General features: G+C 61.5%; 27 protein-coding genes. 7 read left to right on the top strand and 20 right to left on the bottom strand.

Going from position 1 to position 25,966, the window contains the following annotated elements; translation table 11 throughout:
• Positions 1-9: 9 nt before the first annotated feature.
• The 3 genes from AC0L8G_RS03335 to AC0L8G_RS03325 form a co-directional block, all read right to left on the bottom strand.
• The gene (locus AC0L8G_RS03335; protein ID WP_473386772.1) at positions 10-771 is read right to left on the bottom strand and encodes a 3-hydroxyacyl-CoA dehydrogenase; all 762 of its coding nucleotides are present in this window, start codon (positions 769-771) and stop codon (positions 10-12) included.
• A 75-nt stretch (positions 772-846) separates the two neighbouring features.
• Positions 847-1,179 carry a 30S ribosomal protein S15 gene (gene rpsO, locus AC0L8G_RS03330; RefSeq protein ID WP_473386769.1) on the bottom strand — a complete coding sequence of 111 codons (333 nt, stop codon included), beginning with the start codon at positions 1,177-1,179 and terminating at the stop codon, positions 847-849.
• Positions 1,180-1,248: 69 nt separating this feature from the next.
• Positions 1,249-3,666, bottom strand: coding sequence for a response regulator (locus AC0L8G_RS03325; protein ID WP_473386766.1), 2,418 nt, complete (start codon positions 3,664-3,666; stop codon positions 1,249-1,251).
• A gap of 221 nt (positions 3,667-3,887) precedes the next feature.
• Between AC0L8G_RS03325 and AC0L8G_RS03320 the strand changes: the two genes are divergently transcribed.
• Positions 3,888-4,742 (top strand): NHL repeat-containing protein, encoded by an 855-nt coding sequence (locus AC0L8G_RS03320; RefSeq protein ID WP_473386764.1) that lies wholly within the window; start codon positions 3,888-3,890, stop codon positions 4,740-4,742.
• A 4-nt stretch (positions 4,743-4,746) separates the two neighbouring features.
• On the opposite strand, the gene AC0L8G_RS03315 is transcribed toward AC0L8G_RS03320, so the two are convergent.
• From AC0L8G_RS03315 to rimP, 8 genes are all read right to left on the bottom strand, one after another.
• A complete protein-coding gene (locus AC0L8G_RS03315; RefSeq protein WP_473386762.1) occupies positions 4,747-5,418 on the bottom strand; it encodes a hypothetical protein in 672 nt (223 codons plus the stop codon).
• A gap of 146 nt (positions 5,419-5,564) precedes the next feature.
• Positions 5,565-6,500, bottom strand: coding sequence for a tRNA pseudouridine(55) synthase TruB (gene truB, locus AC0L8G_RS03310; protein ID WP_473386761.1), 936 nt, complete (start codon positions 6,498-6,500; stop codon positions 5,565-5,567).
• A gap of 143 nt (positions 6,501-6,643) precedes the next feature.
• Entirely contained in the window at positions 6,644-7,039 is a 396-nt protein-coding gene (rbfA, locus tag AC0L8G_RS03305; RefSeq protein WP_473386759.1) for a 30S ribosome-binding factor RbfA, read from the bottom strand.
• Between the two features lie 58 nt (positions 7,040-7,097).
• Positions 7,098-7,604, bottom strand: coding sequence for a GNAT family N-acetyltransferase (locus AC0L8G_RS03300; RefSeq protein WP_473386757.1), 507 nt, complete (start codon positions 7,602-7,604; stop codon positions 7,098-7,100).
• Positions 7,605-7,624: 20 nt separating this feature from the next.
• Positions 7,625-10,285 carry a translation initiation factor IF-2 gene (infB, locus tag AC0L8G_RS03295; RefSeq protein WP_473386755.1) on the bottom strand — a complete coding sequence of 887 codons (2,661 nt, stop codon included), beginning with the start codon at positions 10,283-10,285 and terminating at the stop codon, positions 7,625-7,627.
• A 139-nt stretch (positions 10,286-10,424) separates the two neighbouring features.
• Positions 10,425-10,973, bottom strand: a complete 549-nt coding sequence (locus AC0L8G_RS03290) for a DUF448 domain-containing protein (protein ID WP_473386754.1) — start codon at positions 10,971-10,973, stop codon at positions 10,425-10,427.
• Positions 10,974-10,998: 25 nt separating this feature from the next.
• Positions 10,999-12,621 carry a transcription termination factor NusA gene (gene nusA, locus AC0L8G_RS03285; RefSeq protein ID WP_473386752.1) on the bottom strand — a complete coding sequence of 541 codons (1,623 nt, stop codon included), beginning with the start codon at positions 12,619-12,621 and terminating at the stop codon, positions 10,999-11,001.
• Positions 12,618-13,127 (bottom strand): ribosome maturation factor RimP, encoded by a 510-nt coding sequence (rimP, locus tag AC0L8G_RS03280; protein ID WP_473386750.1) that lies wholly within the window; start codon positions 13,125-13,127, stop codon positions 12,618-12,620. Before rimP ends, nusA begins: the two co-directional genes overlap by 4 nt.
• A 217-nt stretch (positions 13,128-13,344) precedes the next feature.
• On the opposite strand from rimP, the gene AC0L8G_RS03275 reads away from it, so the two are divergent.
• From AC0L8G_RS03275 to AC0L8G_RS03255, 5 genes are all read left to right on the top strand, one after another.
• Positions 13,345-14,148: a hypothetical protein gene (locus tag AC0L8G_RS03275; RefSeq protein ID WP_473386748.1), complete on the top strand. Its 804-nt coding sequence runs from the start codon at positions 13,345-13,347 to the stop codon at positions 14,146-14,148.
• Positions 14,149-14,242: 94 nt separating this feature from the next.
• On the top strand, positions 14,243-14,737 hold the full coding sequence (locus AC0L8G_RS03270) for a DUF2937 family protein (RefSeq protein WP_473386746.1): 495 nt from the start codon (positions 14,243-14,245) through the stop codon (positions 14,735-14,737).
• Between the two features lie 55 nt (positions 14,738-14,792).
• Positions 14,793-15,785 carry a glycosyltransferase family 2 protein gene (locus AC0L8G_RS03265; protein WP_473386745.1) on the top strand — a complete coding sequence of 331 codons (993 nt, stop codon included), beginning with the start codon at positions 14,793-14,795 and terminating at the stop codon, positions 15,783-15,785.
• A complete protein-coding gene (locus AC0L8G_RS03260) occupies positions 15,782-16,762 on the top strand; it encodes a glycosyltransferase family 2 protein (RefSeq protein ID WP_473386744.1) in 981 nt (326 codons plus the stop codon). Before AC0L8G_RS03265 ends, AC0L8G_RS03260 begins: the two co-directional genes overlap by 4 nt.
• The gene (locus tag AC0L8G_RS03255) at positions 16,759-17,334 is read left to right on the top strand and encodes a serine O-acetyltransferase (protein WP_473386743.1); all 576 of its coding nucleotides are present in this window, start codon (positions 16,759-16,761) and stop codon (positions 17,332-17,334) included. Before AC0L8G_RS03260 ends, AC0L8G_RS03255 begins: the two co-directional genes overlap by 4 nt.
• Here AC0L8G_RS03255 and AC0L8G_RS03250 read toward each other — a convergent pair.
• Entirely contained in the window at positions 17,321-18,772 is a 1,452-nt protein-coding gene (locus AC0L8G_RS03250) for a tetratricopeptide repeat protein (protein WP_473386742.1), read from the bottom strand. The genes AC0L8G_RS03255 and AC0L8G_RS03250 overlap by 14 nt on opposite strands.
• Positions 18,766-19,326 (bottom strand): winged helix-turn-helix domain-containing protein, encoded by a 561-nt coding sequence (locus tag AC0L8G_RS03245; protein ID WP_473386740.1) that lies wholly within the window; start codon positions 19,324-19,326, stop codon positions 18,766-18,768. The genes AC0L8G_RS03250 and AC0L8G_RS03245 overlap by 7 nt, the downstream gene beginning before the upstream one ends.
• 254 nt (positions 19,327-19,580) lie before the next feature.
• On the opposite strand from AC0L8G_RS03245, the gene AC0L8G_RS03240 reads away from it, so the two are divergent.
• A complete protein-coding gene (locus AC0L8G_RS03240; protein ID WP_473386738.1) occupies positions 19,581-19,919 on the top strand; it encodes a hypothetical protein in 339 nt (112 codons plus the stop codon).
• A 78-nt stretch (positions 19,920-19,997) separates the two neighbouring features.
• Here the strand turns inward: AC0L8G_RS03240 and AC0L8G_RS03235 are convergent, their stop codons facing one another.
• The 7 genes from AC0L8G_RS03235 to AC0L8G_RS03205 all read right to left on the bottom strand — a co-directional run bounded on the left by AC0L8G_RS03235 (position 19,998) and on the right by AC0L8G_RS03205 (position 25,956).
• A complete protein-coding gene (locus tag AC0L8G_RS03235; protein ID WP_473386737.1) occupies positions 19,998-20,807 on the bottom strand; it encodes a 2OG-Fe(II) oxygenase in 810 nt (269 codons plus the stop codon).
• Positions 20,808-20,953: 146 nt separating this feature from the next.
• Positions 20,954-22,243 carry a glucuronyl esterase domain-containing protein gene (locus tag AC0L8G_RS03230; protein ID WP_473386735.1) on the bottom strand — a complete coding sequence of 430 codons (1,290 nt, stop codon included), beginning with the start codon at positions 22,241-22,243 and terminating at the stop codon, positions 20,954-20,956.
• 74 nt (positions 22,244-22,317) lie between these two features.
• The gene (gene trmB, locus AC0L8G_RS03225; protein ID WP_473386733.1) at positions 22,318-22,998 is read right to left on the bottom strand and encodes a tRNA (guanosine(46)-N7)-methyltransferase TrmB; all 681 of its coding nucleotides are present in this window, start codon (positions 22,996-22,998) and stop codon (positions 22,318-22,320) included.
• A gap of 138 nt (positions 22,999-23,136) precedes the next feature.
• Complete coding sequence (locus tag AC0L8G_RS03220; RefSeq protein WP_473386732.1) at positions 23,137-23,583, bottom strand: antibiotic biosynthesis monooxygenase family protein; 447 nt, start codon at positions 23,581-23,583, stop codon at positions 23,137-23,139.
• A 130-nt stretch (positions 23,584-23,713) separates the two neighbouring features.
• Positions 23,714-24,067, bottom strand: a complete 354-nt coding sequence (locus tag AC0L8G_RS03215) for a DMT family protein (RefSeq protein WP_473386730.1) — start codon at positions 24,065-24,067, stop codon at positions 23,714-23,716.
• Between the two features lie 86 nt (positions 24,068-24,153).
• Entirely contained in the window at positions 24,154-25,377 is a 1,224-nt protein-coding gene (metK, locus tag AC0L8G_RS03210) for a methionine adenosyltransferase (protein ID WP_473386728.1), read from the bottom strand.
• A 111-nt stretch (positions 25,378-25,488) separates the two neighbouring features.
• A complete protein-coding gene (locus AC0L8G_RS03205) occupies positions 25,489-25,956 on the bottom strand; it encodes a helix-turn-helix domain-containing protein (protein WP_473386726.1) in 468 nt (155 codons plus the stop codon).
• Between the last annotated feature and the right edge of the window lie 10 nt (positions 25,957-25,966).

Raw genomic sequence — 25,966 nt, 5'->3', positions numbered from 1 at the left:
GCGCTTGCCTTATCTCGGCTGCATTCTGATGGCTCCATCGAGCCGAATTGTTTCACCGTTCATCATCACATTGCGACAGATCTCCATCGCCAGTGATGCGTATTCTTCCGGTTTGCCAAGGCGTTTGGGAAACGGGATCATGGCGGCGAGCGCATCCTGAACCTTCTGGTCCATGCCCGCCATCATCGGCGTCCAGAAAATGCCCGGCGCAATCGTGTTGACGCGAATGCCGATATTCATCAGGTCGCGCGCAATCGGCAAAGTCATGCCGACGATCCCGGCCTTGGAGGCGGAATAGGCCGCCTGCCCGATCTGGCCGTCATAAGCGGCGACCGAAGCGGTGTTGATGATGACGCCGCGTTCGCCATCCGCTTGGCAGTCATTCTTTTCCATCTCCGCCGCAACCAGGCGGATGCAATTGAAAGTGCCGACGAGATTGATGTCGATGACGCGCTTGTAATGGTCGAGACTGTGAACGCCGTTCTTGCCGAGGGTTTTCTCGGCCGTGCCGACGCCCGCGCAATTAACGAGGATCGACGGCGTTCCATGGGCGCTGACCGCTTTCGCAATCGACGCGGTCACGCTGTCTTCATCGGCGACATTGGTCTTGCAGAAAACGCCGCCCAATTGCTTGGCCAGCGCTTCGCCTTTTTCCTCATTGAGGTCGAACAGCGCGACTTTCACGCCTTCCTTCGCCAGCGCCTCAGCGGTTGCGGCGCCAAGACCTGATGCGCCGCCAGTGATGATTGCTGAGGTTCCGGAAAATTTCATAAAGGCGTCTCCTGGCCGGGCCAGATTTGGGGGCGTTTCCGCATGCGCCCGTTCAGAGCGCACGCGGCTGATAGCTTAGCGGCGCAGACCGAGTTCTTCGATCAGCTTCTGGTAGCGGGCTTCGTCGCCGCGCTTAACATAGTCCAGCAGCCGGCGGCGCTGAGAAACCATCTTCAACAGACCGCGGCGCGAATGGTTGTCTTTCTTGTGCTCTTTGAAGTGCTCTGTGAGGTTTGCAATGCGCTCTGACAGGATCGCAACCTGGACTTCCGGCGAGCCGGTGTCGTCAGCTTTAAGGGCGAATTTTTTGATGAGTTCAGCCTTACGGCCAGCCGTAATCGACATATGATCTTCTCCGCGACGTCGCTGAAATAACGGCCTCGCCGGGACGCCGTCCAGCAAGGTCATGGAATTGGGCGGCTTATGGGGGAAAAGAGCCGCCGATGCAAGGCTGGGATACGCCCCGCCGGGGCCTAATTACACGGCCCGGACAGCGCCCGAAAGCCGCTCTGGGCGGGCGGGCTGGCTCCATTTTAGCAATATCGCCTTCAATGGCTCGGGCTTGATGGGTTTTGAGAGATAATCGTCCATTCCGGCCGCCAGACAGCGCCCTTCATCGCTGTCCAGCGCATAGGCCGTAGCAGCGATAATCGGCGTTGGGGCAAGCTTTTCAGCCGCCTCCATCTCGCGGATTTGGGCGGTCGCCTCAAATCCGTTCATATTCGGCATCGAGACGTCCATGATGATGACGTCCGGCTGGAACCGCCGCCAGGCCTCCACCGCAAGCGCCCCATCCATGGCGGTTTCAACCTCCACCGGCTCGCTCGCCAGCAGCGTTTTCAGGACCATCTGATTGACCAGATTATCCTCCGCCAGCAGCACCCGCATGGGCGGCAGCACCGTTTTCGCCGCCGGATCTGGCGCAGGCTCCCTGGACTTGGCGTCCCCGGCCGCATGGGCGGCTTCGGCCCGGCCGCGGCTCACGGTTTCCGAGATCACCCGGCGCAAATGACCGGCGCTGACCGGCTTGCTGAGCCACGCGCTGATTTGCCCGTTGAGGCGCTTTTCGAGCGCATACTGATCCCCGACGGATGAGAGGATGATGAAGGGCGTGTTCCGCCATTGCTCGCTGGCGCGCACCGCGATAGCGAAATCTTCGCCATTCTGCTCGGGCATCTGGAAGTCGGAAATGATGAGGTCGAAGCCTTCCCCGCGGGCGGCGGATTTTTCCAGAACCGCGAGCGCCTCACGCACGCTGGCGCAGGCGACGGTGGAGACGCCCCATTGCTCGGCATATTCTTTCAGCACCTGGCGATTGACCAGATTGTCATCGACGATGAGCACGCGGGCGCCGGCGATATCCGCCAGCTGCACCGGCGGCGCTTCATAGGCGTCCTTTTCCAGCGGCAAATCCGCCCAGAATTTCGTGCCCACGCCAAATTCGCTTTCAAGACCAACCGAGCCGCCCATGGTTTCGACGAGGCCTTTGGTGATCGCCAATCCGAGCCCGGTGCCCTGAAAGCGCCTTGTGCTCGACATGTCCGCTTGCGTGAATTTGTCGAACACGGTCGAAATTTTGTCTTCCTTGATGCCGACGCCGGAATCTTCAACCGACAAGCGCACGCCTGATCCCTCGCCATCGCCCGCCGGACGCGCATGGATCAGCACATGACCGGCTTCGGTGAATTTCACCGCGTTGTTCACATAATTGGTGATGACCTGGCGCACGCGGCCGGCGTCGCCGAGAAATCGCTCCGGCAGAGTGGGATCATACCGAACGCAAATGTCGATCCCCTTCTGGTCGCACTGACCGGCAAACAGGGTCGCCGTATCCTCCATCAGCTTGCGCAGGTCAAAACCTTCCGCATACAGCTCTAGCTGGCCGGCCTCGATTTTTGAGAAATCGAGAATATCGTTGATGATGGTCAGCAGCGATTCCCCGGAAGAAATAATGACTTCCGCGATTTCGCGCTGCTTTGGCGTCAGGTCCATGCCCACCAGCACTTCGGCCATGCCGATGACGCCATTCATTGGCGTACGGATTTCATGGCTCATATTGGCCAGAAATTCCGACTTGGCGAGGGTCGCCGCTTCGGCGCGCTCCTTTTCAATCCGCAACTGATCCGCCAGCGCGCGAAGCTGCTGCGCTTCCTGCTCTTTTTGCACCGCCATGCGGCGGTCGAAATTCGCGGCGCTCAGCCCGGTCACCACCACCAGCACCGTCAGTCCGAGAATACTGACGTCAAGCATATCGCCGCGCAGGATCAACTCTGTGCTCGACGCATTGTCGATCGGCGCCATGGTCAGCGCCGCCATGCCGGAAAAATGCAGGGCGCAAATTGCGGTCAGCATGGCGATCATGCTGCCGATCATGCGCAGGGTTCTGGCGCCCGGCTTAAAGCTGAAAAAGAACGCGGCGCTCAGCGCAAAACAAACGCCCAGAGAAAAGGCGACAAGATTGTAGTCCCAGGACAGCACCGCGCTGGTCCGGTATGCGGACATGCCGGTGTAGTGCATGGAGCCGACCGCAATGACGAAAATCAGACTGGCGAAAAGTTTTCCGGGCGCGCCTTTTAAATAAGTATGCGCGCTGAAAGCGAGGAAGGAGACTATCACCGCCAATACCCAGGAAATCGCGGTCTGCCACAATCCGATGCCGGATGAAATCGCATATTCATACGCAATCATTGCAGTGAAATGCGTCGCCCAAATGCCGGACCCCGCGCAAAAGCCCGCAAGCGTCAGCCAGCGCAGGCGCGAAAGCCCTTGCGTGGCTTGCGCCCGGCCGGAAATGCTGATCGCCGCGCTACATCCCAGCGCGCAAATCGCCAACGCAACAAGAATCAACCTGAAATCATGCTGTTCCGTGATGCAGGCGTAGATTTTTACAAACACTTTGGCGCTCCGGTATTGATCGGCCAGATACGCAAAACTTGGTAAACAAATTCTTCTCCGGAGCGCGAATGTGCTGAATTTTCGGTAAAAATCCGTCACTTGCTCAAATTAGGAAACGCCGCAAATGCGGCGGCGCGCGTCAAGTTTTTTGACGGGCATACTTGCGATTAGCCGCAAGCGCGCCAACACTTGGCGCGATCCAATCATGAGTGAGGAATGACATGCGTTTCGCCGCCCCGGCCTTTATCCTGTTCGCCACCGCCTGCTCCGCGCCGAGCGATACGCAAGAGGCGCAAACCGAAGCGCACACAGCGCCGACGCTAGAGCAATTATGGGTCGCGGAGGGCTTTTCCTCGCCGGAAGGCGCAGCCGAAGCCCCGGGCGGCGGCTATTTCATTTCAAATGTCGCGGGCGAAGGCGCGGCCAAGGATGGCGAGGGCTGGGTTTCGCTGATCGACGCCAATGGCGGGATCGTCAATGAGCGCTTTGCAGACGGGTTCGATGCGCCAAAGGGCATGGCGGTGCTGGACGGCGTTCTTTACGTCGCCGATATCGACCGGGTGCGGACTTTCGACGCGGCGAGCGGCGAGGCGAAGGGCGACATTGAAGTCGACGGCGCGAAATTTCTGAACGACGCCACTGTCTGGAACGGCGTGGTGTATGTGTCGGATTCACTCACCAATACTGTGCTGAAAATCGAGGATGGCGCGGCGACGGCGTGGATCAACGACGACCGGCTCGGCAAGGTCAATGGCGTGCTCGGCGCCGGCGATGTCATGTATATCGTCACCATGGACACCGGCTCCCTCTATATGGCGGACCAGCAAGGCGGGCTGACGGAGATCGCCAACGGCATGGCGCCCGCCGACGGAGTCGGGCTGGTTCCCGGCGGCGGCTGGCTCGTTTCCACCGTGCCCGGCGAAATTTTTTATGTCTCGCCAGCCGGTGAAAAGACGCAATTGCTGGATACGCGCGAAGCGGGGATCAGCCAGAACGATCTCAACATTTACGGCGACACCGTCATCGTCCCGAACTGGCGCGCGGGCACGGTGACCGCCTGGCGGATCGCCGAATAGAAAATCAGTCGCGCGCGCCGGGCTTGCGATCGCCGCCCAATGCGGCGGCGGCGCGCATGGCGCCGGCCATATCCACATCAAACCCGTTAGGCTGCGCGGCGGGCGCCGGGATCACCCCCGGCGCCGGACCGAACGCCGGTTGCGGCTGATAGGCGACATTGGTCGCCGCATCGCCCGGCGCGCCTTCAAGCAGCTTCGCCACGTCATACATATAGGTGCCCATATTGATGCCGAAATTGCTCATGGTGAAACCGCCATCGAGCAACAGTTTCAGGCCGAGCAACGCCCGCCCGTCCGGCATCATCATCAGCGTCGCGATGTTCGACCTCTGGAAGTTGAAGTCATTCACATGGGAGAAGCTCAGACCATGGCCCTCAAAAATCGAATAGGGCTGCACCTGCACGCAGGGCGAAGACGACGCCTGGCTGGCGCAGCGCGAAAGCGCCACATACATGACGAATCCTTCCGGCGATGTCAGCTCGACCAATTGGTCGCCGTCGCTGGCGCCGACAATCTGTCCGGCCATGCCGACACCGGCGAAAAGCGTTACGATCTCATTGGCTGAAACGCCATTGCGCACTTGCGGCGCGGCGAAATTATTCTGCGCGACAGCAGGCGCAGCCCCCGCACCAGCCACAAGGCCGAGCGCCATCATCGCAGCAAACATCTTACGCATAGAATTCCCCTTCATTTCCCCAGCCCAAACGCTACCGGAAAAATTCCGGCCTGTCTCGCCGAAAAAGGACAGGTTTGGGAGCGAAAATGGCCTTTGCGGGGCCTGGACGCGAGGCAAAGGCGCAACGTGCGAGCGAGATGCCCGGATCAGGCGTTGAACACGCGGGTGGGCTTTAGCTTCAACCCGTCCAGCTCGCAGATCGCGACCGCTTCGTCATGCATGACCGCGAGCACGCCCTCGATGTTTCCCGCAATTTCGCCGCGCACGCCCTTGGCGGTTGCGGGCGAAATCACCGCCGGCTGGCCGCGGCGCAATTTATCCGCCTGCGGACCATCAATCGCCGCCTGCTTCATGTCCGAAAGCGCATCGATGATCGGCAGCAGCGCGGCGTCGCGCTCCTCCACCGTTTCCATCGCTTCAAGCTCTGCCAGCGTGATCCCGTTTTCAGCGCGCAGCGGCCCGACGGCGAGGCGGCGCAATTCGCTCACATAACCTTGCGTGCCGACGGCGCGGGCCATGTCGCGCACCAGCGCGCGCACATAAGCGCCCTTGCCGGTCACGGCCTCGAACACGGTTTCATCGGCGGAAGGCGTGTCGACCACGCGCAGATCATAGATCATCACCTGACGCGGCTCGAGCTTCACTTCCTCGCCGTCGCGGGCGATGTCATAGGCGCGTTCGCCGGCGACCTTGATCGCGGAGAATTGCGGCGGCACCTGTTCGATCTCGCCGGTGAAATCGGCAAGCACCGCCTCAAGTTCTTCGCGGGTCGGGCGCTTGTCGGAGGTCGCGATGACGTCGCCTTCCGCATCATCGGTGGCGCGCGCCTCGCCCCAATGGGCGGTGAAACGGTAATGCTTTTGCGCATCCATCACATAGGCCGATGTCTTGGTCGCCTCGCCGAACGCAATCGGCAAGACGCCCGTCGCCAGCGGATCGAGCGTGCCGGCGTGACCGGCTTTTTGCGCCTGAAACAGCCATTTCGCTTTGGAGACGGCCTCGGTCGAGCCGAAATCATAGGCCTTGTCGATGATCAGCCAGCCGGAAATCGGCCGGCCTTTTTTATTGCGCCGTCTGCCCATCAGGGGGCTCCTTCGATGTCTCTTGGTACTTGGGTCCTGTAACTCCCCGCGCCGGATTGGACGGCGGAACGGGTGCGTTGCGCCTTCAAACAGGTCCGGCGGCGAAGGTCAAGCGTTACGAGAAGGAGCGGGCCGTGCGGGCGCTAGTCTTTTTCAAGGTCGCGGGCGACGTCCGGCCGGGCGAGCAGCGCGTCAATCTTCTGCGCTTCGGCGAAGGTTTCATCGCGGCGGAATTTCAGCGCCGGCGTGAACTTCAATTCGATCTTCTTGCCGAGCAGGCCGCGCAGATAAGGCGCGACGCGATTAAGCCCGGCGATCACTTCATCTTCCTGACCGCCGCCCAAGGGCGCAGCGTAAACGCTCGCCTGTTTGAGATCGGGCGAGGCGCGCACTTCGCTGATGGTGACCGAAACCCCTTGCAAGGCGGGATCGCGCAAGGGCTCGCGCTGGAGGATTTCCGACAGGGCGTGACGGATTAACTCGCCGGCGCGAAGCTGGCGCTGGGACGGGCCCTTTTGACTGGTGAAACGACTGCTCATGGGGCGAAGATAATCCTTGGGGGCGCAATAAAAAGCCCCCGCTACAGGGAATTCGCGGTTAACGCGGCGCTTTCCATGGCCGCGGGTCGGTGTCGACAAGCCCCATAATGACGGAGTGGCGGACGCCGATATGGGTCTGCCAATTGGCGCGCAGCAAGCCTTCGCGCGCAAACCCTAGCCGTTCGAACAGGCGGATCGAAGCGGCGTTGTCCTCGTCAATATCGGCGAAGATGCGCCTTGCGCCGCGCTGGTCAAATCCTTCATCGATGATCACCCGCAAGGCTTTCGCCGCAAGGCCGCGCGCTCGCGCCGCCGGGCACATCATGATGCCGATTTCCCAGATATTGCGGGCGCGCGGGATCAGCGTCGCCCGGCCCAGCGCGTCGCCTTCGGGGTCTTCGACGATCACCCATGTCGTATCATTGACGCCCCAGTCATTCAGCAGACGGACGGTCTCCGCCACAGACGGCGCAGCCGGGTCGGCGAGAAAGGTGCAGCTTTCTTCATCGCCGAAGACAGCATGCAGCGCGGGACCGTCGCGGTCGGGATCGAGAAGACGGAGCATCACCATCTCCGGCCGGTGGGTTATAGCGTACGGGTGATCTTCTCAACCGAGAAGCACTCGATCACGTCGCCGGGGCGCATGTCTTCGTAATTGGCGAAGCTCATGCCGCATTCCTGACCTGACGGCACCTCTTGCACATCGTCCTTGAAGCGCTTGAGCTGCGACAGCTCGCCTTCGTGGATGACGACGTTGTCGCGGATGAGGCGGACTTTCGCGCCGCGCTTGACCTGGCCTTCGGTGACGCGGCAACCGGCGACTTTGCCGTGCTTGGAAATGTTGAACACTTCCAGGATTTCCGCATTGCCGAGGAATGTCTCGCGCAGTTCCGGATCGAGCATGCCGGAAAGCGTCGCCTTGATGTCGTCGATCAGATTGTAGATCACCGAATAATAGCGGATCTCGACTTTCGAACGCTCAGCTTCTTCGCGCGCCTGCTTGTTGGCGCGGACGTTGAAGCCGATGACCGGCGCCGATGACGCTTCGGCGAGAATGACGTCGCTTTCGGAAATCGCGCCGACGCCCGTATGCAAGACGCGCACGCGGACTTCTTCGGTGGAGAATTTCTCCAGCGAGCCGACAATCGCCTCGATCGAGCCTTGCACGTCGCCCTTGATGACGATCGGCAGTTCCTTGATCTCGGAGTCCTGAAGCTGCGCCATCATCTGCTCGAGCGAAGTGCCCGAGGTTTTGGCGGCGGCTTTTTCGCGGCGCTGGCGATGACGGAATTCCGCGATCTCGCGGGCTTTCGCTTCCGAGTCGACCACGTTGAACGTATCGCCCGGCTCCGGCACGCCGTTAAGGCCCAGCATTTCCGCCGGGAAAGCGGGACCGGCCGCGTCAATCGTCTTGCCCTTGTCGTCGGTCATGGCGCGGACCTTGCCCCATTCGGAGCCGACCACGACAATGTCGCCGCGTTTCAAGGTGCCGCGCTCGACCAGCAAAGTCGCAACCGCGCCGCGACCCTTGTCGAGACGGGCTTCAACCACCGCGCCATTCGCCGCGCGTTTCGGATTGGCCTTGAGGTCGAGAAGTTCAGCCTGCAGCAGGATGGCTTCGAGAAGACCGTCGAGATTCATTTTCTTCAGCGCAGAGACTTCAACGTCCTGAACGTCGCCGCCCATGCTTTCGACCTGGATCTCATGTTGCAGGAGATCGGTGCGCACTTTCTGCGGATTGGCGTCCGGCTTGTCGACCTTGTTGATGGCGACAATGATCGGCACGCCCGCCGCTTTGGCGTGGCTGATCGCTTCTTCGGTCTGCGGCATGATGGAATCGTCCGCCGCCACCACCAGGATGATGATGTCGGTGACGGAAGCGCCGCGCGCGCGCATCTGGGTGAAGGCGGCGTGGCCCGGCGTATCGAGGAAAGTGACCTTGCGATCGCCATCCAGCGTCACCTGATAGGCGCCGATATGCTGGGTGATGCCGCCCGCTTCGCCGGCGACCACATCGGTCTGGCGCAAAGCGTCAAGCAGCGAGGTTTTACCGTGGTCGACGTGACCCATAATGGTCACGACCGGCGGCCGCGGCTTCAGATCGTCTTCGGCGTCTACAGCGCCGTCGAGACCTTCTTCAACGTCGGATTCAGCAACGCGCTTGACCGTGTGGCCGAAATCTTCGGCGATCAGTTGCGCCGTATCGGCGTCGAGGGTCGTGTTCGCGGTGACCATCTGGCCCTGGTTCATCAATTCCTTGATGAGCTCGACGGCGCGCATGGACATACGCGCGGCAAGATCCTGCACCGTGATGATCTCGGGGATCGTCACATCGCGGACAACCCGGTCGCCGCCGCCGCGCTGCTGGCGGGCCAGTTTTTCGCGTTCGCGGGCGCGCTTCACGGAAGCCAGTGACCGTTGCCGCTCTTCATCGTCCAGCGCATTCGCGATGGTCAGCTTGCCGGAACGGCGGCGCGGCGCTTCTTTGGCCTTGCCGGCCTCACGGCGATCATCACCGCCCGCGCCTTTGCGTTTTGATTTCAGGCGGCCGCCAAGTTGCGCCAGCGGATTGTCGGCTTCGGCGGCGTCAGGCGCGCGCGCTTCGACATCTTCGCGGCCCTTGGCGCGCGCATCGGTTTTCGCGGCGTTGCGCTTTTTGCGCTCCAGCTCTTCTTCTTCCAGCGCTTCACGCGCAGCTTCTTCCGCCTTGCGGCGCTCTTCGGCTTCGCGGGCGCGTTTTTCTTCTTCAAGGGCGATGCGGCGGCGCTCTTCATCGAGACGCGAACGCTCTTCGGCCTCGCGCGCTTCTCGTTCGGCGCGCTCTGCGGATTCACGCTTGTCGCGTTCGGCTTTGTCCTTGCGCGACTTCGCCAGCGCGATGGCGCGCGCCTGCTTCTCGTCATTGGACAGGGTTCTGAGCACTGCGCCTTTGCGCTTGTCTTCAGCATCGCGCGACGGCGCCTGACGCGCAGGGGCCGCTTTGGCGGCGGGCTTGGCCGGCGCAGCTTTGGCCGGAGCGGGCGCAGCTTTGGGTTCAGCAGCCTTTTTCTCAGGCGCTTCCACCGCAGCGGTCTTGGCGGCGCCCTCATCCTTTTTCGGAGTGAGGACGCGGCGCTTTTTCGTTTCAACAACCACCGTCTTCGAGCGGCCATGGCTGAAGCTCTGCTTCACGGCGCCCGTTTCCGTGCGGCGCAAGGTCAATGGCCGGCGCGGTTTGCTGGTTTCAGTTTCGACGTCGTCGCTCATCCAATCTCCAAATGCGCCGCGCGGCGGCGCCTTCTTCTCGGTCATCGCGCTCGGGACCCATTGTCCCGCGCGAAAACCGCCTTCGACATACAGCCCCAAGAGGCCGGGGTCCACAGCGAACCCCTACGTTCATGCGGCTTTATGCGCCGCTTCGAAATCCTTCGAGGCGCCTCGTCTCCTTCAGGAAACGCTGCGCCGCCGGTCCGGCTTTCACGCCCACATGAACCGTCGGCCCGTCCCGGCCCAGCGCGGCGGCAAGCTCAGCCTCCGCAAACACCTCAACCACCACCGCATCGCCCGCCAGATTTGCGAGCTTGCGGCGTCCGTCTTCACCGCCATCGGCGGCATTGACCAGCACCGCGGCGGATTTCTCCGCCAGCATGGCGCGGGTTTTTTCAAAGCCCGTCACCACATCACCGGCCCGGCGCGCCAGTCCCAGCGCGGACAACGCCAATCTGGCGAGCCCCGCCTCAATCCGCGCGGCGATATCCGCCGGCGCCTTCACGCCCTCCCGGAAAGACCGGGCGAAAGCGCCTTTCTTCAGCGCCATCTCAAGCAGCGCCCGATCCGGCGTCAGCCAGGCGCCGCGTCCCGGCAGCTTGCCGGTGAAATCCGGCGCCAGTTCGCCTTCCGGCGACAAGACGAAACGCAACCCCGTCTCCGGCGTCAGCGCCGCGCCTGAAGCCACGCAGCGCCGCTCCGGCTCAGTCCTTTTACTCGCCGGCGGCAGCCTCGGCCTCCTCCGCCGCGGCGGCTTCTTCAGCAGCCTTCATGGCGTCGAGATCTTCCTGGGTCACCCAGCCGGCTTGCAGACGCGCGCGCATGATCAAATCTTCCGCGTCTTCCGCAGTGATTTTGTATGCCTCAAGCATGCCGTCATAATGTTTGCGCTCGCCATCAACCCGCTCGGTCCAGCCGGTGAGGTCGTCGGTGGCGCAGCCGGCGAGATCTTCGACCGACTTCACATCGTTTTCGCCAAGCGTGACGATCATTTTCAGATCAAGCCCGTCCATCTCGAGGATGTCGTCGGAAACGCCCAATTCCTTGCGGCGCTCATCAAGCTTTTTATTCTCCGCCTCGATGAAATCGCGGCCGCGAGCCTGAAGCTCCTGCGCGGTTTCTTCATCGAGACCATCAATGTCGATCAGCTCTTCGATTTCAACAAAGGCGATCTCCTCGATCTTGGAGAAGCCCTCGGAAACCAGCAGGCCGGCCATCATGTCGTCCACATCAAGGCCCGCCATGAACAGCTCGGTGCGCACCTTGAATTCTTCCTGGCGCTTCGTGCTTTCTTCTTCCTCGGTCATGATGTCGATTTCATAACCGGTCAGTTGCGAAGCGAGACGCACATTCTGGCCGCGGCGGCCAATGGCGAGCGACAATTGCTCGTCCGGCACCACGACTTCGATGCGTTTGAGATCTTCGTCGAGAACGACCTTGGTGACTTCCGCCGGCGCAAGCGCGTTAACGACGAAAGTGGCTTCATTGTCGTTCCACGGCACGATGTCGATTTTCTCGCCGCCAAGTTCGTTGACCACGGCTTGAACCCGCGAGCCTCTCATGCCGACGCAAGCGCCGACCGGGTCAATGCCGGGATCGTTGGAGAACACGCCGATCTTGGCGCGGCTGCCCGGATCGCGGGCGACGGCCTTGATCTCAATGACGCCGTCATAGACTTCCGGCACTTCCTGTTCGAACAGCTTGGCCATGAATTGCGGGTGCGAGCGCGACAGGAATATCTGCGGCCCGCGCGTTTCGCGGCGCACATCCATGATGTAAGCGCGCACGCGATCGCCATTGCGGTAATTCTCGCGCGGCAATTGCTGGTCGCGGCGGATGATCGCTTCGGCCTTGCCGAGATCGACAATCACATGACCATATTCAACGCGCTTGATGATGCCGTTGATGATTTCACCAAGGCGGTCTTTAAAGTCTTCATACTGACGGTCGCGTTCGGCTTCGCGCACTTTCTGCGTGATCACCTGTTTCGCGCCCATGGCGGCCTGACGGCCGAAATCGATCGGCGGCAAAGGCTCGGACATGAAGTCGCCGACTTCCGCTTCCGGATTGCGGTGCAGCGCTTCGGACAGGGCCATCTGCGTCTGGTCGTTCTCGACTTCCTCGATCACTTCGAGCAGGCGCCACAATTTGGTTTCGCCGGTTTTCGGATTGATCTCCGCTTTGACCAAAGTTTCATGGCCGTAACGGGTGCGCGCGGCGCGCGCCAGCGCGTCTTCCATCGCCTCGATGACGAGCGATTTGTCGATGGATTTTTCACGGGCCACCGCCTCAGCGATCTGGATCAGTTCCAGTTTGTTGGCGCTCACCGCGTTCATTGAGAGGACTCCATCTCATTTTCTCCTGTCGTTTGGCGGGCCTGTTTATCCGCCTTCATGGTTTCGCGTATCAGCTCATCGGTCAGAACAAGCTGGGCGCTGGCGATCCACTCAAGCGGAAACAGCGCCGTATCTTCTTCGCCTTCAATATCGAAAGCGGCCTTGCCGTCATCGACGCCGGCGACCACGCCTTTAAAGCGCTTGCGGCCTTCGACGAGACGATTCAATTCAAGCTTCGCCGGCCATCCCTGCCAGTCTTCGAAATCTTTCAGCCGCACCAGCGGCCGGTCGATGCCGGGCGAGGAAACTTCCAGCGTGTAATTGCCTTCGATCGGGTCCGTGTCATCGAGCACTGGCGACAGCGCCCGCGACAGCTTCGCGCAATCGGATGCGCTCATGGTCCGGTCGGGACGCTCCGCCATAACTTGCAACGTCTTGGTCTGACCGCCGGTGATGCGTACGCGCACGAGTTCAAACCCGGCGGTTTGAGCAACCGGCTCGATCATAGCAAAAAGGCGATCTTCAAGCAGCAAGCAAAAGCTTTCCGGCACAGGGCCTTTAGTAACGAAAAAGCGGGCCCCGCGGGGCCCGCTTATCAAATCTGACAGCGTTTGATTGGCTATATAGGCCTCAATTGGCCGCTTGTCAGCCCCCGCCCCGGCAAAGCCGGAAAAAAGGCCCGAAAATTGAAGGCTCCAGTACAGAATTTGGAGCCGCACCGGCATGAAAAGCCGCCTATCAACCCGCAGCGCCCTCGCATTGACCATCTATGTGGCGATGGTGACGAGCCTTTGCGCGCCGCTGGCCTATTATGCGGGCAAAGCGCGCGGGGAAAATCTCGCCAGCGCCAGCCTTGATCCGTCCCAGATCGAGACAGATACCGCCCCCGATTACGCCAGCCTGGTCAAGGCGCAGCGCGCCGGCGCCCGCTGCGGCGGCGCGGGCGATCCGGGCGTCGAGCGCCGCGGGCTGTGGGAAGTGTTCTGCCACCCCTATCAGCCGGGCGAAGCGCCTGGCGGCGGCGATCTCGTCGCGCAAAATCATCTCGCCGCGCCGGCACGCCCTCGCATTCTCGCCCGATCCGCGCCCCGTCAGGGCGATGCGCCCTTGCAAAAAGCGATGATCCGCGCCCTGTCGCAGGGCGATGGCGCCGGCGTGGGTCCGGCCGATCCCTATCCCGGCGACCCGTTCGCCCTCGCCATGGCGCCGGGACTGGCCCCCGGCGGAAGCGGTCTCGGCCCCGGAACGGTCCCGCCGGCAGGCGGCTTTCCGGGGGTTCTCATCCCCGGCTATGGCGGCCTGCCCGCCACCCCGCCGATTTCAGGCCCGCCTGATGGCCCGCCGTCAGGGCCGCCTGCGGGCCCTCCGTCCGGCCCGCCATCCGGCCCTCCAAGCGGCCCTCCCACAGGGCCCCCGACCGGTCCGCCGGAACCGCCGGTGCTGGTGACGCCCCTGCCGGGGGCGCTGCCGCTGATGCTCGCCGGTCTCGGCGGGATAATCGCCGCCACGCGCCGGCGCCCGCGCTAAAACCCAACCTTTCCAAGGCGTTCGCCGCTATGGATTTTGGCGGCCCGATCAGCCAAACTCACGGCTGGGGAATGACTGTCGAGGGGACACGCGCATGGGACGCTTTCTTGCTTTTCTGCTGGGCATTGCCGGCGCCGTAATCGGCAGCCAGGGGCCGGGTTTCACGCTGCAATATATGCAGAACCTTCAAGGCCAGCTTCACTCACTGGAAATCGTGGTGGAAGAGTTCGACGCCAATATCGCGCAATATGGCTATGGCCGCGAGCGCGCGCTGGGCGAATGCCGGACCGCGACAGGCCTTCTTGATGCGCTGTGCGACACCTATGTTTCCTCGGTCGAACGCTATGAGATTTTAAGCGCCCATATGGCCGAGCTTGAAGCCGCAAGCGACATGGTGCGCCCGCTGGTCCTGGCGCGCAGCCAGATGAAAGACATCACTCTGTCCGTCTACGAACAGTTTAAACCCGCCGTGCCCGCCACCATTGACGGGCTGGTCTATGCCGGCGGCGGCTTTGCGGTGCTGTGGGGCGGCGCGTCGTTTATCTTTGGCCTGCTCGGCGCGATGTTCGGCGGACGGCGATACGCCTGACGCCTGATTAACCCTTCTTGCACGAAAATTGCGTCCATGTATGAACGGGACGCATATGAACGATCAGCAAAATATTAACGACGAGACGACGGTTGGCGTGGTCATTATCGGCCGCAATGAAGGCGCGCGGCTGGTCGCCTGCCTGAACTCGCTCGGGCGCGCACACCCCATCGTTTATGTTGATTCAGGCTCCACCGATGACAGCGTCGCCGCGGCCCGCGCCCATGGGGCGGAGGTGGTCGCCCTCGATATGAGCCAGCCCTTCACCGCCGCGCGCGCGCGCAATGCCGGTTTCGCGCGCCTGACCCAGACAGCGGCGCCGGCTTACGTTCAGTTTGTCGATGGCGATTGCGAATTGGCGCCGGAATGGATCACCCGCGCCGCCGCCTTTCTTTCCGCCCATGCGGACGTCGCCGCCGCCTGCGGCCGGCGCCGTGAAAAATTTCCCGAAGCCAGCCTGTTCAATGCGCAATGCGACCGGGAATGGGCGACGCCGATCGGCGACGCTGACGCTTGCGGCGGCGATGCGCTGATGCGCGTTGCGGCGTTTGAGGCCGTGCGCGGCTTTAACGATACGCTGATCGCCGGCGAGGAACCGGAACTGTGTTTGCGGATGCGCGAACAGGGTTTTCGCATCATGCGCCTCGATGAAGAAATGACCCGCCATGACGCCGCGATCACCAGGCTCTCGCAATGGTGGAAGCGCGCCATGCGCGCCGGTCATGCTTATGCGGAAGTTTCAACGCTGCATAAAGCATCGCCAAAACGCATCTGGGCGGCGGAGGCGCGGCGCGCGCTTTTATGGTCGGCCTTTGCGCCCGCTGCATTGCTGGCGGCGCTCCTCGTTCACCCGGCGGCGCTGCTGGGCTTGCTGATATATCCGTTGCAGATCGCACGCATCGCGCTCGCGCGGGGCGGTTCGGCTTTTGACTGGGGCGATGCGACCTTGCTGACCCTCGGCAAATTCGCCGAAGCCCAAGGCGTGTTGAAATATCATCTTAACCGCATGACCGGGGCCAGAGCGCGCCTCATCGAGTACAAATCATGAGCGCCGAGACAACAACGCCGCGCATTGCGACGATCATCGTCAATTACCGCGCGGCGGATCTGATCATCGCCCATCTGGACGCCATGCTGACGGAGCAGGCGGCGTTTCCCGGCTCGAAAATTTATATTGTCGACAACGCCTCGCCCGAGGGCGACGCGGAAAAGCTCGCAGCCTTTGTTCGCGACAAGCATCTGGATGAGCAAGTCTGCTTCATGCCAGAGCGCGAAAATGGCGGCTTTGCAAAAGGCAACAACGCCGCCCTGCGCGAAATCCTCACCGAAGAAACGCCGGCGGACTTTGTGTTCCTGCTGAACCCCGACGCCTATCCGCGCCCCGGCATGCTGAAAACGCTCGTCGACTTTATGAGCGCCCACAGCCAGGCGGGGATAGCCGGCGCCAAGCTGGAAGGCGAAGACGGCGAGCCGCAGATTTCCGCCTTTCGCTATTTCACCGCGCTGGGGGAATTCGCCAACAGCTCGCAGACCGGGCTGTTCTACAAACTATTCAGCAAACAGATTATTGCGCCGCCGCAGCGCGACGAAACCTATGAGGAAGACTGGATCTGCGGCGCCGCGGCGCTGATCCGCCGCGAGGTCTTTGACGAGATCGGCCTCTTCGATGAAGCCTATTTCCTCTATTACGAAGAAACCGACTTCATGCTGCGCGCCAGGCGCGCCGGCTGGCAGACCTGGTATGTGCATGACGCCCGCGCGGTTCATCTGGTCGGTCAGTCGAGCGGCGTCACCGACGGCAAGACAAAAGATCAGGTCTCGCCCGCCTACTGGTTTCACTCTCGCAGCCATTATTTCCGCACCAATCACGGGCGCGTCTATGGATTTCTCGCCGATATCGGCTGGCTTGCGGGCTCGCTGCTGCATGCGGGCAAGCGCGTGGTGACCGGCAAGGACGCATCCGCTATTCTCGCCAATATTCGCCAGTTCATCAGGGTGAACATGCAAGGAGGCGACGCAAAGTGAGCGACGCAACGACAGACGCCAGCGCCCCGCCCTTGCCGCGCGGCGAAACCAATGAAAACCCGGCGGATATCGGCTATTGGGCGCTGGTCGCAGAGGATATGCGCGCACAGGAAGAAGGCTTCTGGGCGCAGGGCTTCTGGGCGCTGTTCAATCATCGCTTCGGCAATTGGCGCATGGGCGTCAAACCGAAATTACTGCGCGCGCCCTTAACGCTGCTCTATCGGGTATGGCGCAAATGGGTGCAGATGACCTGCGGCATTGATATTCCGTATACGGTGAAGGTCGGCCGCCGGGTGACGCTGGAACATTTCGGCGGCATGATTTTGGTCGCCCGCTCTATCGGCGATGACGTCACCATCCGTCAGAACACAACCTTCGGCGTCAAGAGCAAGAGGGACCTCAACGGCAAACCGATAATCGGCAATGGCGTCGATATCGGCGTCGGCGCGGTGCTGCTCGGTCATATCCGGATCGGCGACGGCGCGGTCATTGGCGCGAATTCAGTGGTGCTGAGCGACGTGCCGCCCGGCGCGCTGGCGGTCGGCGCGCCCGCGCGGATCAAAGAGCGCTAAAGCAATCACCGGCAGGTGAAATCATCCTCTCCCAATGGCCGGCAAAAATCCGGCCATTCATAAGCGCGCCAATATTCGACAAGCCCGATGTCGCGCACCAGATCCTTGAACCCATCAAGCCGGCGCATATCGGCCAGCACCGGCCGCCAGAAAAAAATATCAACTGCAAATTGCGGTCCGTTTCGCGTCTGGCGATGTCGAGCGCAAGTTCCGGATCGCCGAGATATCCGGCGATCTGCGCCATATCCTCTCCCACCGACGGATAGGTCTCAAACAGCCTTACATAATTCTCGCGCAACAGCGTCCGCGCAGCGGGACGGTCGTGAAGCACCATCGCCAGCTCCGCGTAAAAATCCGCTGTTTCGGGCGGCGCCATCTCGACCAATGCTGCGAATTTTTCGCGCAACACCTCCGGCGGATCATTCTTGTTGATGCTGTGTTGCCAGCGGGAATAGCCTTGCATTGTCGGCGAAAAAAACTGCGGCGCCAGTTCTTCCATGAGCGCTTCGGACTCCTCGACCCGCCCCTGCAACACCCACACAAAAGGAATGCGCGCGCGCAAGGTAACGCTCAAAGGGTCAAGCTCGACGGCGCGATGCAACGCGGCCAGCGAGTCATCTAGCCGCCCGCAGCGCAAGAAGAACATCCCGTCGCCCAGCAGGGTCAAATTATTCTGGCCAAGCTCGCGCGCCCGCTCATTCGCCTTCGCCGCGGCGACCCAATCGCCTCCCGACCAGAGAAACGAGGCGAGCACGGAATGCGATGCGGCGGCGTTAGGATCGATCGCAACCGCGCGCTCCGCCATTTCGCGTCCTTCCTTTTGCACGCGCCGGATTTCCGCGCTGACGCCTGTCGCGTAGGATTGAACTCCCGTCGCCAGCGCCAGTTGCGCCCAGGCCGCGCCATATTCCGGATCAAGCTCCACGGCGCGCTGAAAAAACGCCACCGCTTCCGCCCTAGGCCCGAATGTGGTGCGCGTGGTGGCGAGCCCGCGCAAATATTGCTCATAGGCTTCGAGATTGTCGGTCCCGGCGCCGACAAGCACATCAAGACGCTCAACATCGAGCGCGATAGACAAGGCGCCCGCGACCGACATGGCGATGTCTTTTTGAATGCCGAACAGATTTTCCGCCGTCAGCTCGTGATCGTAACTTTGCGACCAGATTTCGTAGCCCGTCTTTGCTTCAAGCAGCTCAGCGGCGATGCGCACGCGCCCGCCGCTCGACCGCACGGTGCCGTCAAGCACATAGGCGACATTCAGCGCTTCACCGATCTGCGTAAGCGTCGCAGCGCCATCGCCGTAAGTTTGCGATGAGATGCGGCCGGTGACGTTGAGGTCTTGTATCCGCGACAAGGTCGATCTGATTTCATCGGACACGCCGAGCGCAAAATAATCCTGCGCTTCTTGCGGGCTGAGATTTGTGAACGGGATCACCACAACAGAGGCGAGCGGCTTGACCGGCGCCGGCGCAAAAAACGCGGCGCCAGCAATATGACCGCGAGCGACGCCGCGGCCAAAGCGGCGAAGATCGCCCGGCGCCGCGTCACAAATATCCGGGCAAGGCTTTCTCGCGGTTCATCCTTCGCCGCACGAGGCGCCGGTTGAGACGGAGAAATCTCGGCGGCGGCGCTCGGCGGCGCGTCCGCCACCGGCGCGACGAAACGATAGCCGCGCTTGGGCACGGTCTCCACGATTTCTGCGTCTTCACCCAGATCCTTGAACGCCTTGCGCAGAAGCGATATGGCGCGCGACAGGCTTTCATCGCCGCCAAATTCAACGCCCCACACAGCCTCGATCAGCGCCTCGCGCGCCATCACCCCGCCGGGCCTCGCCGCCAGCGCGCAAAGAAGATCCATGACTTTCGGCTCTAGCCGCATTTCCGCGCCGTCTTTGACGAGCAGATTGCGCGCCGCAAAGACGGTGACGCCGCCCGCCATAAAGGGCCGGCGCGGCGGCGTCTGGGACAAGGCCGATTCCGGGATGCCAGACACGGATCGCATCTCCCCTGTGATCGATGGCCGGCGCGGCGTGTTGTGCGACGGCTTATGAACGTCCCTGGATGGAAGCATTCCTAACACAGGAACGGCGTTTCCGCTCGCTCTTTTTTGAAAATTACCGCGCCTTTTCAAGGCTTAAGAAATCCATCGCGAAAACCTCAGCGCGCGATCAGGACGTTTTGCGGCGTTCACGCAAGGCTTTGCGCATCACCCATCGCGGACAGTCCGCCCAGGAACAGGAGACACAAATGAGCAAACCCAAGCTGAAAACCGTCATCGCCGCTTTCGCCTTCACCGCCTGCGCTGCAGCCGCCGCACCGGCGCTGGCGGAGGAAGAAAAAGTCAAAATCGTGCTGCATTTCGATCGCGATGCGCCAGTCGAAGAAATTTACGCGGGTTTTATGCGGGACGCGCAAATTCATTGCCGCCAGTTGCATCGGCGCACCGCGATGACTTCGGTGGCGCCGAGATCCATCCGCGCCTGCCGCGACGATCTGGTGGCGCAAGCGGTCGCTAATGTGGCTGCGCCGGAGCTGACCGCCTATCACGCCCGCCAGACGGGCGCGTCCTATGCGGAGGCGCGGTGACTAACGCCCACCCCCTTCGCAGCCGCCGGCGCGCTCCCTTCCCTGGATAGCGTCGGCGGCGTTTTTATGTCGGGAGGTCTAGTTGCGGCGGTTTTCGAGCCATTCGGAAATGATCGGCGGCACGAATTTTTTCAAGGTGCGTTTGCTGCGCTCCATGGCGCTCGCTTCACCCGGACGATATTGGAAATTCGTCATATGCGCGTCGGAGACTTCCGTCTCGGGGCGGCCATTGGTGTAATAATACATGGCGATGGATCGGCGAATGCGTCCATCCGGCGTCGCCACCGGCTGCGGATTGCCGTGAAAGCTTTTATCCGTGGTGTTGAAAATCACGCAGCGATTAAACAGTGGCGCATAGCGTTTGACGCATGTTTTCATCGAGGTGTCCCACAGCTCCAGATTGCCGCCCCAATCTTCATCCCAATCCTTGTTGAGATAAACGAGAAGATTGATGCGGCGATCAAGGCGCATGTGTTTTTGAAAATTGAAATCCGCATGCACGCCGAGAAATCCGCCGGGACGCAATTCATGCAAGCCGCCGCCCGCCAGCAGCGGGTCGGGCACCAGCCCTTCAATGCCGGTCAGCTTTTCCAGGAACATGATGACTTCCTGACCGTTCAGGAATTGCACCAGCGCGCGGGTTTTCGGCCCCATCAGGCGGGTCGAATTGAGCGCGGATTTTTTCTGATAGCGATCGCTCATATCCGACCACTGCGCCGCGTCGCGCGCCTCCACTTCGGCGAGCACGCCATCGAGCACATCGCGGTGAATGAAATCATCCAATGCGATATGGGGAAACGGATCGCCATTTTCGTAATCGGCCCGGCGCTCCGCCGCAAAGGCGTCGAGGCGCGCCAGATCCGCTTCCATTCCGTTATTCACCGTCATCACCCAATGGTCTCCCCGAAACGCTCCGCATCGCCGCCCGTTGCAAATGATGCGCCAGCGCGATTATCGCCTGCAAGCCTTGTCAATTTCCAGTGCTTTCCGGCCGTCATGTCGCGGTCTTTTCGCCGCGCTCGAAAGCGCGCGCATCACCGCGCGGAAGGAAAATGCGCGTCCAGAAACTGCAAAAAGGCCGGCCAGTCTTCTTCAACCACCCCATGCGTGCCGGGGCGAATCCAGAAGGCGATATCCGCGTCTGGGCGCCAATCATCGAGCCGCGCCTGTTCCAGTCCCGCGCCGCCCAGCAATTCATAGGCCGCATCGGCGCCCATCGCCGCGCGAAACGCGCCATTAGGGTCTGACCAGACATCGCGGCGCGCATTGCCCAGCAGCACGGGGCGCGGCGCAATCAGCGCCAGCAGCGCATGCTGGTCGGTGCTCATCTCCTCTTCGCGCCCGGCCATGGCGGCATAATACTGCGAAAACCAATGGGGGTAGCCCTTGGTGATCGCTTTGACGCTTTCGCCCTTCTTGTTGCGATTGAGCGAGGCGCCGCCTGTGCCCGATTGATGCGCGATCACGCCGTCAATGCGGTCGTCAAAAGCGGCGGCGACCAGGGCGGCTTTGGCGTATCGCGAATGCCCCCAGGTGATGATCGCGTCCTGATCGATGCGCGGATCTTCCGCCAGCACGTCGGTCATGCGTGAAAACGCCCAGCCCCAGGCCGCAATGGCGCCCCAGCGCGTGTCGTCGTCTTCATGGCCCGCAGACAGGCGGCGCAATTGCGCCAGGCCGTCTTCTTTGCTGTCGGGAATGATTTCGCTCGGGAAGATCGTCGCGATTCCATAGCCCGCATCGAGGATCGCCTCGACCGGCGGCGTGCAGATATAGCGGCCAAAGACATAATTCATGACGCCGCCGCCCTGTTTCATTTCCTCCGGCGCGCCGGCGACCGCCGCGTCAGGCAAGGTGTTCCAGCGACTGCAGAAGGTCTCCATCAGGATGATCGGCGTCGGACCCGCCGCATTTTTCGGCAACGCCACATCCATGATGAAGCCGACGCTTTCATCGGCGCCCTTCGTCTCCACCGCCACGGCGTTGAAGGTCGCGGTGACCGCGAGCTGGTATTCTTCCAGCACCGCCTTGCCGCCAAAGGCCGACGGATTGATCACCTTGTGCGAAATCACCTCCGTCTTCGCGGCGTCGGGCATGTAGCCGTAAACCTCGCGCTGCAAGGCTTCGCGCAAGGCCGGCGCGCGCTGATCGCGCCATTGGTCCGGCGTCGTCACCGGCGGCGCGCCCGCAAAGACGGCCATGACCGGCGGCGTTGCGGCGTCGCCGGCAGGTTCAAGATCGGTCCATGCGATTGTCAACTTGGTGCAGGCGGGCAGCGCCAGCATGAGGGCGAGCAGCACAAGGCGGGAGATGGATTTCAACATGTCCGCATTTGTCCCGGCGCCGCCATGGCGCGCAAGTCAAAACTCCGTAAGCCGGGCCTGATGTGCGACGAAGCTTATTTCCGGCGAAAGATCAGATAGGCCGGCGTCCGCCCCTCGCGCAGGGACTTCGCCTCATAGCGGGTCTGCGGCCAGTCATCGGGCCGGTCTTGCCAGTCCGCCGCGCGCGCCGCCGTCCATTCAAAGTCAGGCGCATGTTGTGCATGCATCAAGGTCCAGCGGATGTAATCGCGAATGTCGGACGCCACCCGCAATTCGCCGCCGGGTTTGATCAGCCGCGCCGCTTCGGTGAAGAACCACGGGGAAATCATCCGCCGTTTATGGTGACGCTTTTTCGGCCACGGATCGGGATGCAGCACATAGATGCGCGACAGCGACGCATCCGGCAGCGCCTCGATCAAAGGGCGCGCATCATCATGATGGACGCGCACATTTTCCAGTCCGCCTTCGTCAATATGGGTCAGCAGCTTTGCGACCCCATTGATGAAAGGCTCGGCGCCGATGAAGCCGGTTTTGGGATGATGCGCCGCCTGCCAGGCGAGATGCTCGCCGCCGCCAAAGCCGACTTCAAGCTGATATTCCTCCGCCTGCGGAAAAAGCGCCGCAAGATCGATCTTGTTGGTCATCGGTACGGCGAGGCGCGGCAACAGCTCGCGCATCAACTGCGCCTGACGCTCGCGCAGCGGCTTGTCGATCTGGCGGCCATAAAGGCGGGGGATGTATTTGTCTTCGCTCATAATCCCGCGTCCTTAGCGAATGAGCAGACGGGTGCGCAAGGCTATGGTCCACCGCCAAGCCCCGAAAGGCGCGGACCATAGTTAATCAGCCTGCAAAACTGAAAGCCGCAAATCTAATGCGGCTTTGTCAACGCTGCTTTAGTCAGCGTCGCTTTGCGCCAGATGCACCGACACAACCTTATAGGGATGGTATTCCGGCTGCGCGACGGAGAACACTTCAGCCATATTCGGCGCGCCGCCGCCCTGAATGACTTTAACCGCCGCATCCACCGACGCCTGGTCTTTCCACTGCGCGTAGACAACGACATTTTCGCTGTTCAGGCTTTTGTGAATGCTCGATGAGAGGAACCCCGGCTGAAGGCTCATTTCTTTTTCCATTCCGGCCTGCAAAAGGCGGATCGCCTCGTCCTGTTTGCCGGGGGCGGGCGTCAGAACGTTGATCATCGTAAGAAAGCTCGCGTTTGGATCAATCACCACTGTTTTCGCCGAAGAGGATGGGCCGGAGGCGGCGCAAGCCGCCGCAGCCGCCGCTATTGCAAGGCTGATCGCTCCCTTACGGAGCAATGTCGTCGTAATCGCTTTCATGATGTTGCTTTCTGTTCCAGGCATTGCCCGGGCAAGCGGAAATGCAGGCGTCTGCATCGTCTCATGCGCTTGCCGGTGCGAAAATAATCCTCTGTCCGCCGCCGCGCAACGCAGATTTTATTCGCCGCCCTCACCCCTTGAAAAACACCAGCCCCGCGCCGCAGGCGATCAGCGCAAAGCCCGCAATCTGTTTAAGGGTCAGGGGTTCTTGCAGATAAAGCGCGGAAAACCCCGCGAAGACCACCAGCGTGATGACTTCCTGCACGGTTTTCAGCTCCGCCGCCGAATAGACCCCATGACCGATCCGGTTCGCCGGAACCGCGAGGCAATACTCAAAAAAGGCGATGCCCCAACTCGCCAGAATGATCAGGAACAAGGGCGCCGCCTTGACCTTCAGATGGCCGTACCAGGCGAAAGTCATAAAGACGTTTGACAGCGACAGAAGAATGATCGGCGCAATCATGTGCCAGAGGCTCGCCTGCATAAGTCACCCATAAAAAACGCCGCGCGGGGCAAACCCGCGCGGCGCGATGAAATCTAGAGCGCGCTTTTCGCGCGTAAAGACGTTTTTTATGCGAAGGCTTTTTTCAGCGCATCAACGAGGTCCGTCTTCTCCCAGGAGAAGCCGCCTTCCGCATCGGGCTCTCGGCCGAAATGGCCGTAAGCAGCCGAGCGCGCATAAACCGGCTTGTTAAGATCGAGCTGACGGCGAATGCCCGATGGCGACAGATCCATCACTTCGCCGAGCACCCGCTCAAGGGCTTCTTCCTCGACCTTGCCGGTGCCGTGCAGGTCAACATAGACCGACAAGGGCTGGGCGACGCCGATTGCATAGGAAAGCTGGATCGTGCAGCGGTCGGCAAGGCCTGCGGCGACAACGTTTTTCGCAAGATAGCGCGAGGCGTAAGCCGCCGAACGGTCGACCTTGGTGGTGTCCTTGCCGGAGAAGGCGCCGCCGCCATGGGGGGCCGCACCGCCATAAGTGTCGACGATGATCTTGCGGCCGGTCAGGCCCGCATCGCCATCCGGTCCGCCAATGACGAATTTGCCGGTCGGGTTCACATGCCATGCGCAATCAGCGGCGATCGGCAGACCCTCGACGGATTTGCGGATGTAAGGCTCGACCACTTCGCGCACCTTGGCGGAATTCCATGTCGGGTCGAGATGCTGCGTCGACAACACGATCGACGTGATCTCCACCGGCTTGCCGTCGCGGTAGCGCACGGTGACCTGGCTCTTGGCGTCAGGACCGAGACGGCCCGCTTCGCCTTCATTGGCGTGACGCGCGGCGGCGAGGTCTTCAAGAATTTTGTGGCTGTAATAGATCGGCGCCGGCATCAGCGTCGGCGTTTCGCGGCAAGCGTAACCAAACATGATGCCCTGATCGCCCGCGCCTTCTGCGTTTGCGTCAGCGGCCTTGTCGACGCCTTGCGCGATGTCTGCGGACTGGCCGTGCAGCAGCACCTGAACATCAGCGGTTTTCCAATGGAAACCGTCCTGCTCGTAACCGATGGCTTTGATCGCTTCGCGCGCGACCCGTTCAAAGGCTTCCGGCTTGACCCCGCCCTTGCCGTCCATCAGCGCTTCAGGCGCGCGGACTTCGCCGGCGATGACGACCTTGTTGGTCGTGGTCAGGGTTTCGCAAGCGACCCGCACATCCCACGGGCTCATGCCCGCCTTTTCGGCCTCACGGTAAATCAGGTCGACCACTTCGTCGGAGATGCGGTCGCACACCTTGTCAGGATGGCCTTCGGAAACGCTTTCGCTAGTGAACAGGTAAGTCTGGCGCGCCATAGAGCTGATAAATCCCACATATAAAGAAAAGTTTATATGTGGGGCTATAGCGAAACCACGCGGCTCTGTCCAACCGAAAGCGAAAAGAATTCAGCCCGGCCGATGCAAGGGTCAGGAAACCGGGCCGCCTTCGGTTTCGGCGATCGACCGCACCAGATCCAGCACCCGCTTCTTCACTTCCGGGTCTTTGATGCCGGAAAAATAGCGGCAAAGCTGCACGCCTTCCGCCGACGTCATCAGATCCATCACCGTGCCGCCGCTTGAGTCTTCTGCAAAACCGGGCGCTGGCGCCCCGCCGCCAGCGTCGCCGCCGGCGTCTTCGAAAAAGAACTGCACCGGCACGTCGAGCAATTGCGACAGCTCAAACATCCGGCTTGCGCCGATGCGATTGACGCCCTTTTCGTATTTCTGGATTTGCTGAAAGGTCAGGCCCAGTGATCGTCCGAGCGAGTCCTGGCTCATGCCCAGCACCATGCGGCGGAGCTTCACCCGCGCGCCTACATGAACATCGATCGGATGCGGCGCGCTGCGCTTTGGGCGCGCAAGCTCGCTTTCACCCGCTTTCTGCGGAATTGTCATGGCACTCCCC

This window comes from Hyphococcus sp. D3-15 (assembly GCF_055809375.1).
Note: the sequence above shows the minus strand (reverse complement) of the source record. Positions and strands in the feature narration are given on the sequence as shown.

Excerpts from the sequence above, each read along its gene's own strand:
- AC0L8G_RS03335 (WP_473386772.1), bottom strand. The coding sequence starts at position 771 with ATGAAATTTTCCGGAACCTCAGCAATCATCACTGGCGGCGCATCAGGT.
- rpsO (WP_473386769.1), bottom strand. The coding sequence starts at position 1,179 with ATGACCTTGCTGGACGGCGTCCCGGCGAGGCCGTTATTTCAGCGACGT.
- AC0L8G_RS03320 (WP_473386764.1), top strand. The coding sequence starts at position 3,888 with ATGCGTTTCGCCGCCCCGGCCTTTATCCTGTTCGCCACCGCCTGCTCC.
- AC0L8G_RS03315 (WP_473386762.1), bottom strand. The coding sequence starts at position 5,418 with ATGCGTAAGATGTTTGCTGCGATGATGGCGCTCGGCCTTGTGGCTGGT.
- truB (WP_473386761.1), bottom strand. The coding sequence starts at position 6,500 with ATGGGCAGACGGCGCAATAAAAAAGGCCGGCCGATTTCCGGCTGGCTG.
- rbfA (WP_473386759.1), bottom strand. The coding sequence starts at position 7,039 with ATGAGCAGTCGTTTCACCAGTCAAAAGGGCCCGTCCCAGCGCCAGCTT.
- AC0L8G_RS03300 (WP_473386757.1), bottom strand. The coding sequence starts at position 7,604 with ATGCTCCGTCTTCTCGATCCCGACCGCGACGGTCCCGCGCTGCATGCT.
- infB (WP_473386755.1), bottom strand. The coding sequence starts at position 10,285 with ATGAGCGACGACGTCGAAACTGAAACCAGCAAACCGCGCCGGCCATTG.
- nusA (WP_473386752.1), bottom strand. The coding sequence starts at position 12,621 with ATGAACGCGGTGAGCGCCAACAAACTGGAACTGATCCAGATCGCTGAG.
- rimP (WP_473386750.1), bottom strand. The coding sequence starts at position 13,127 with ATGATCGAGCCGGTTGCTCAAACCGCCGGGTTTGAACTCGTGCGCGTA.
- AC0L8G_RS03275 (WP_473386748.1), top strand. The coding sequence starts at position 13,345 with ATGAAAAGCCGCCTATCAACCCGCAGCGCCCTCGCATTGACCATCTAT.
- AC0L8G_RS03270 (WP_473386746.1), top strand. The coding sequence starts at position 14,243 with ATGGGACGCTTTCTTGCTTTTCTGCTGGGCATTGCCGGCGCCGTAATC.
- AC0L8G_RS03265 (WP_473386745.1), top strand. The coding sequence starts at position 14,793 with ATGAACGATCAGCAAAATATTAACGACGAGACGACGGTTGGCGTGGTC.
- AC0L8G_RS03260 (WP_473386744.1), top strand. The coding sequence starts at position 15,782 with ATGAGCGCCGAGACAACAACGCCGCGCATTGCGACGATCATCGTCAAT.
- AC0L8G_RS03240 (WP_473386738.1), top strand. The coding sequence starts at position 19,581 with ATGAGCAAACCCAAGCTGAAAACCGTCATCGCCGCTTTCGCCTTCACC.
- AC0L8G_RS03235 (WP_473386737.1), bottom strand. The coding sequence starts at position 20,807 with ATGACGGTGAATAACGGAATGGAAGCGGATCTGGCGCGCCTCGACGCC.
- AC0L8G_RS03230 (WP_473386735.1), bottom strand. The coding sequence starts at position 22,243 with ATGTTGAAATCCATCTCCCGCCTTGTGCTGCTCGCCCTCATGCTGGCG.
- trmB (WP_473386733.1), bottom strand. The coding sequence starts at position 22,998 with ATGAGCGAAGACAAATACATCCCCCGCCTTTATGGCCGCCAGATCGAC.
- AC0L8G_RS03220 (WP_473386732.1), bottom strand. The coding sequence starts at position 23,583 with ATGAAAGCGATTACGACGACATTGCTCCGTAAGGGAGCGATCAGCCTT.
- AC0L8G_RS03215 (WP_473386730.1), bottom strand. The coding sequence starts at position 24,067 with ATGCAGGCGAGCCTCTGGCACATGATTGCGCCGATCATTCTTCTGTCG.
- metK (WP_473386728.1), bottom strand. The coding sequence starts at position 25,377 with ATGGCGCGCCAGACTTACCTGTTCACTAGCGAAAGCGTTTCCGAAGGC.
- AC0L8G_RS03205 (WP_473386726.1), bottom strand. The coding sequence starts at position 25,956 with ATGACAATTCCGCAGAAAGCGGGTGAAAGCGAGCTTGCGCGCCCAAAG.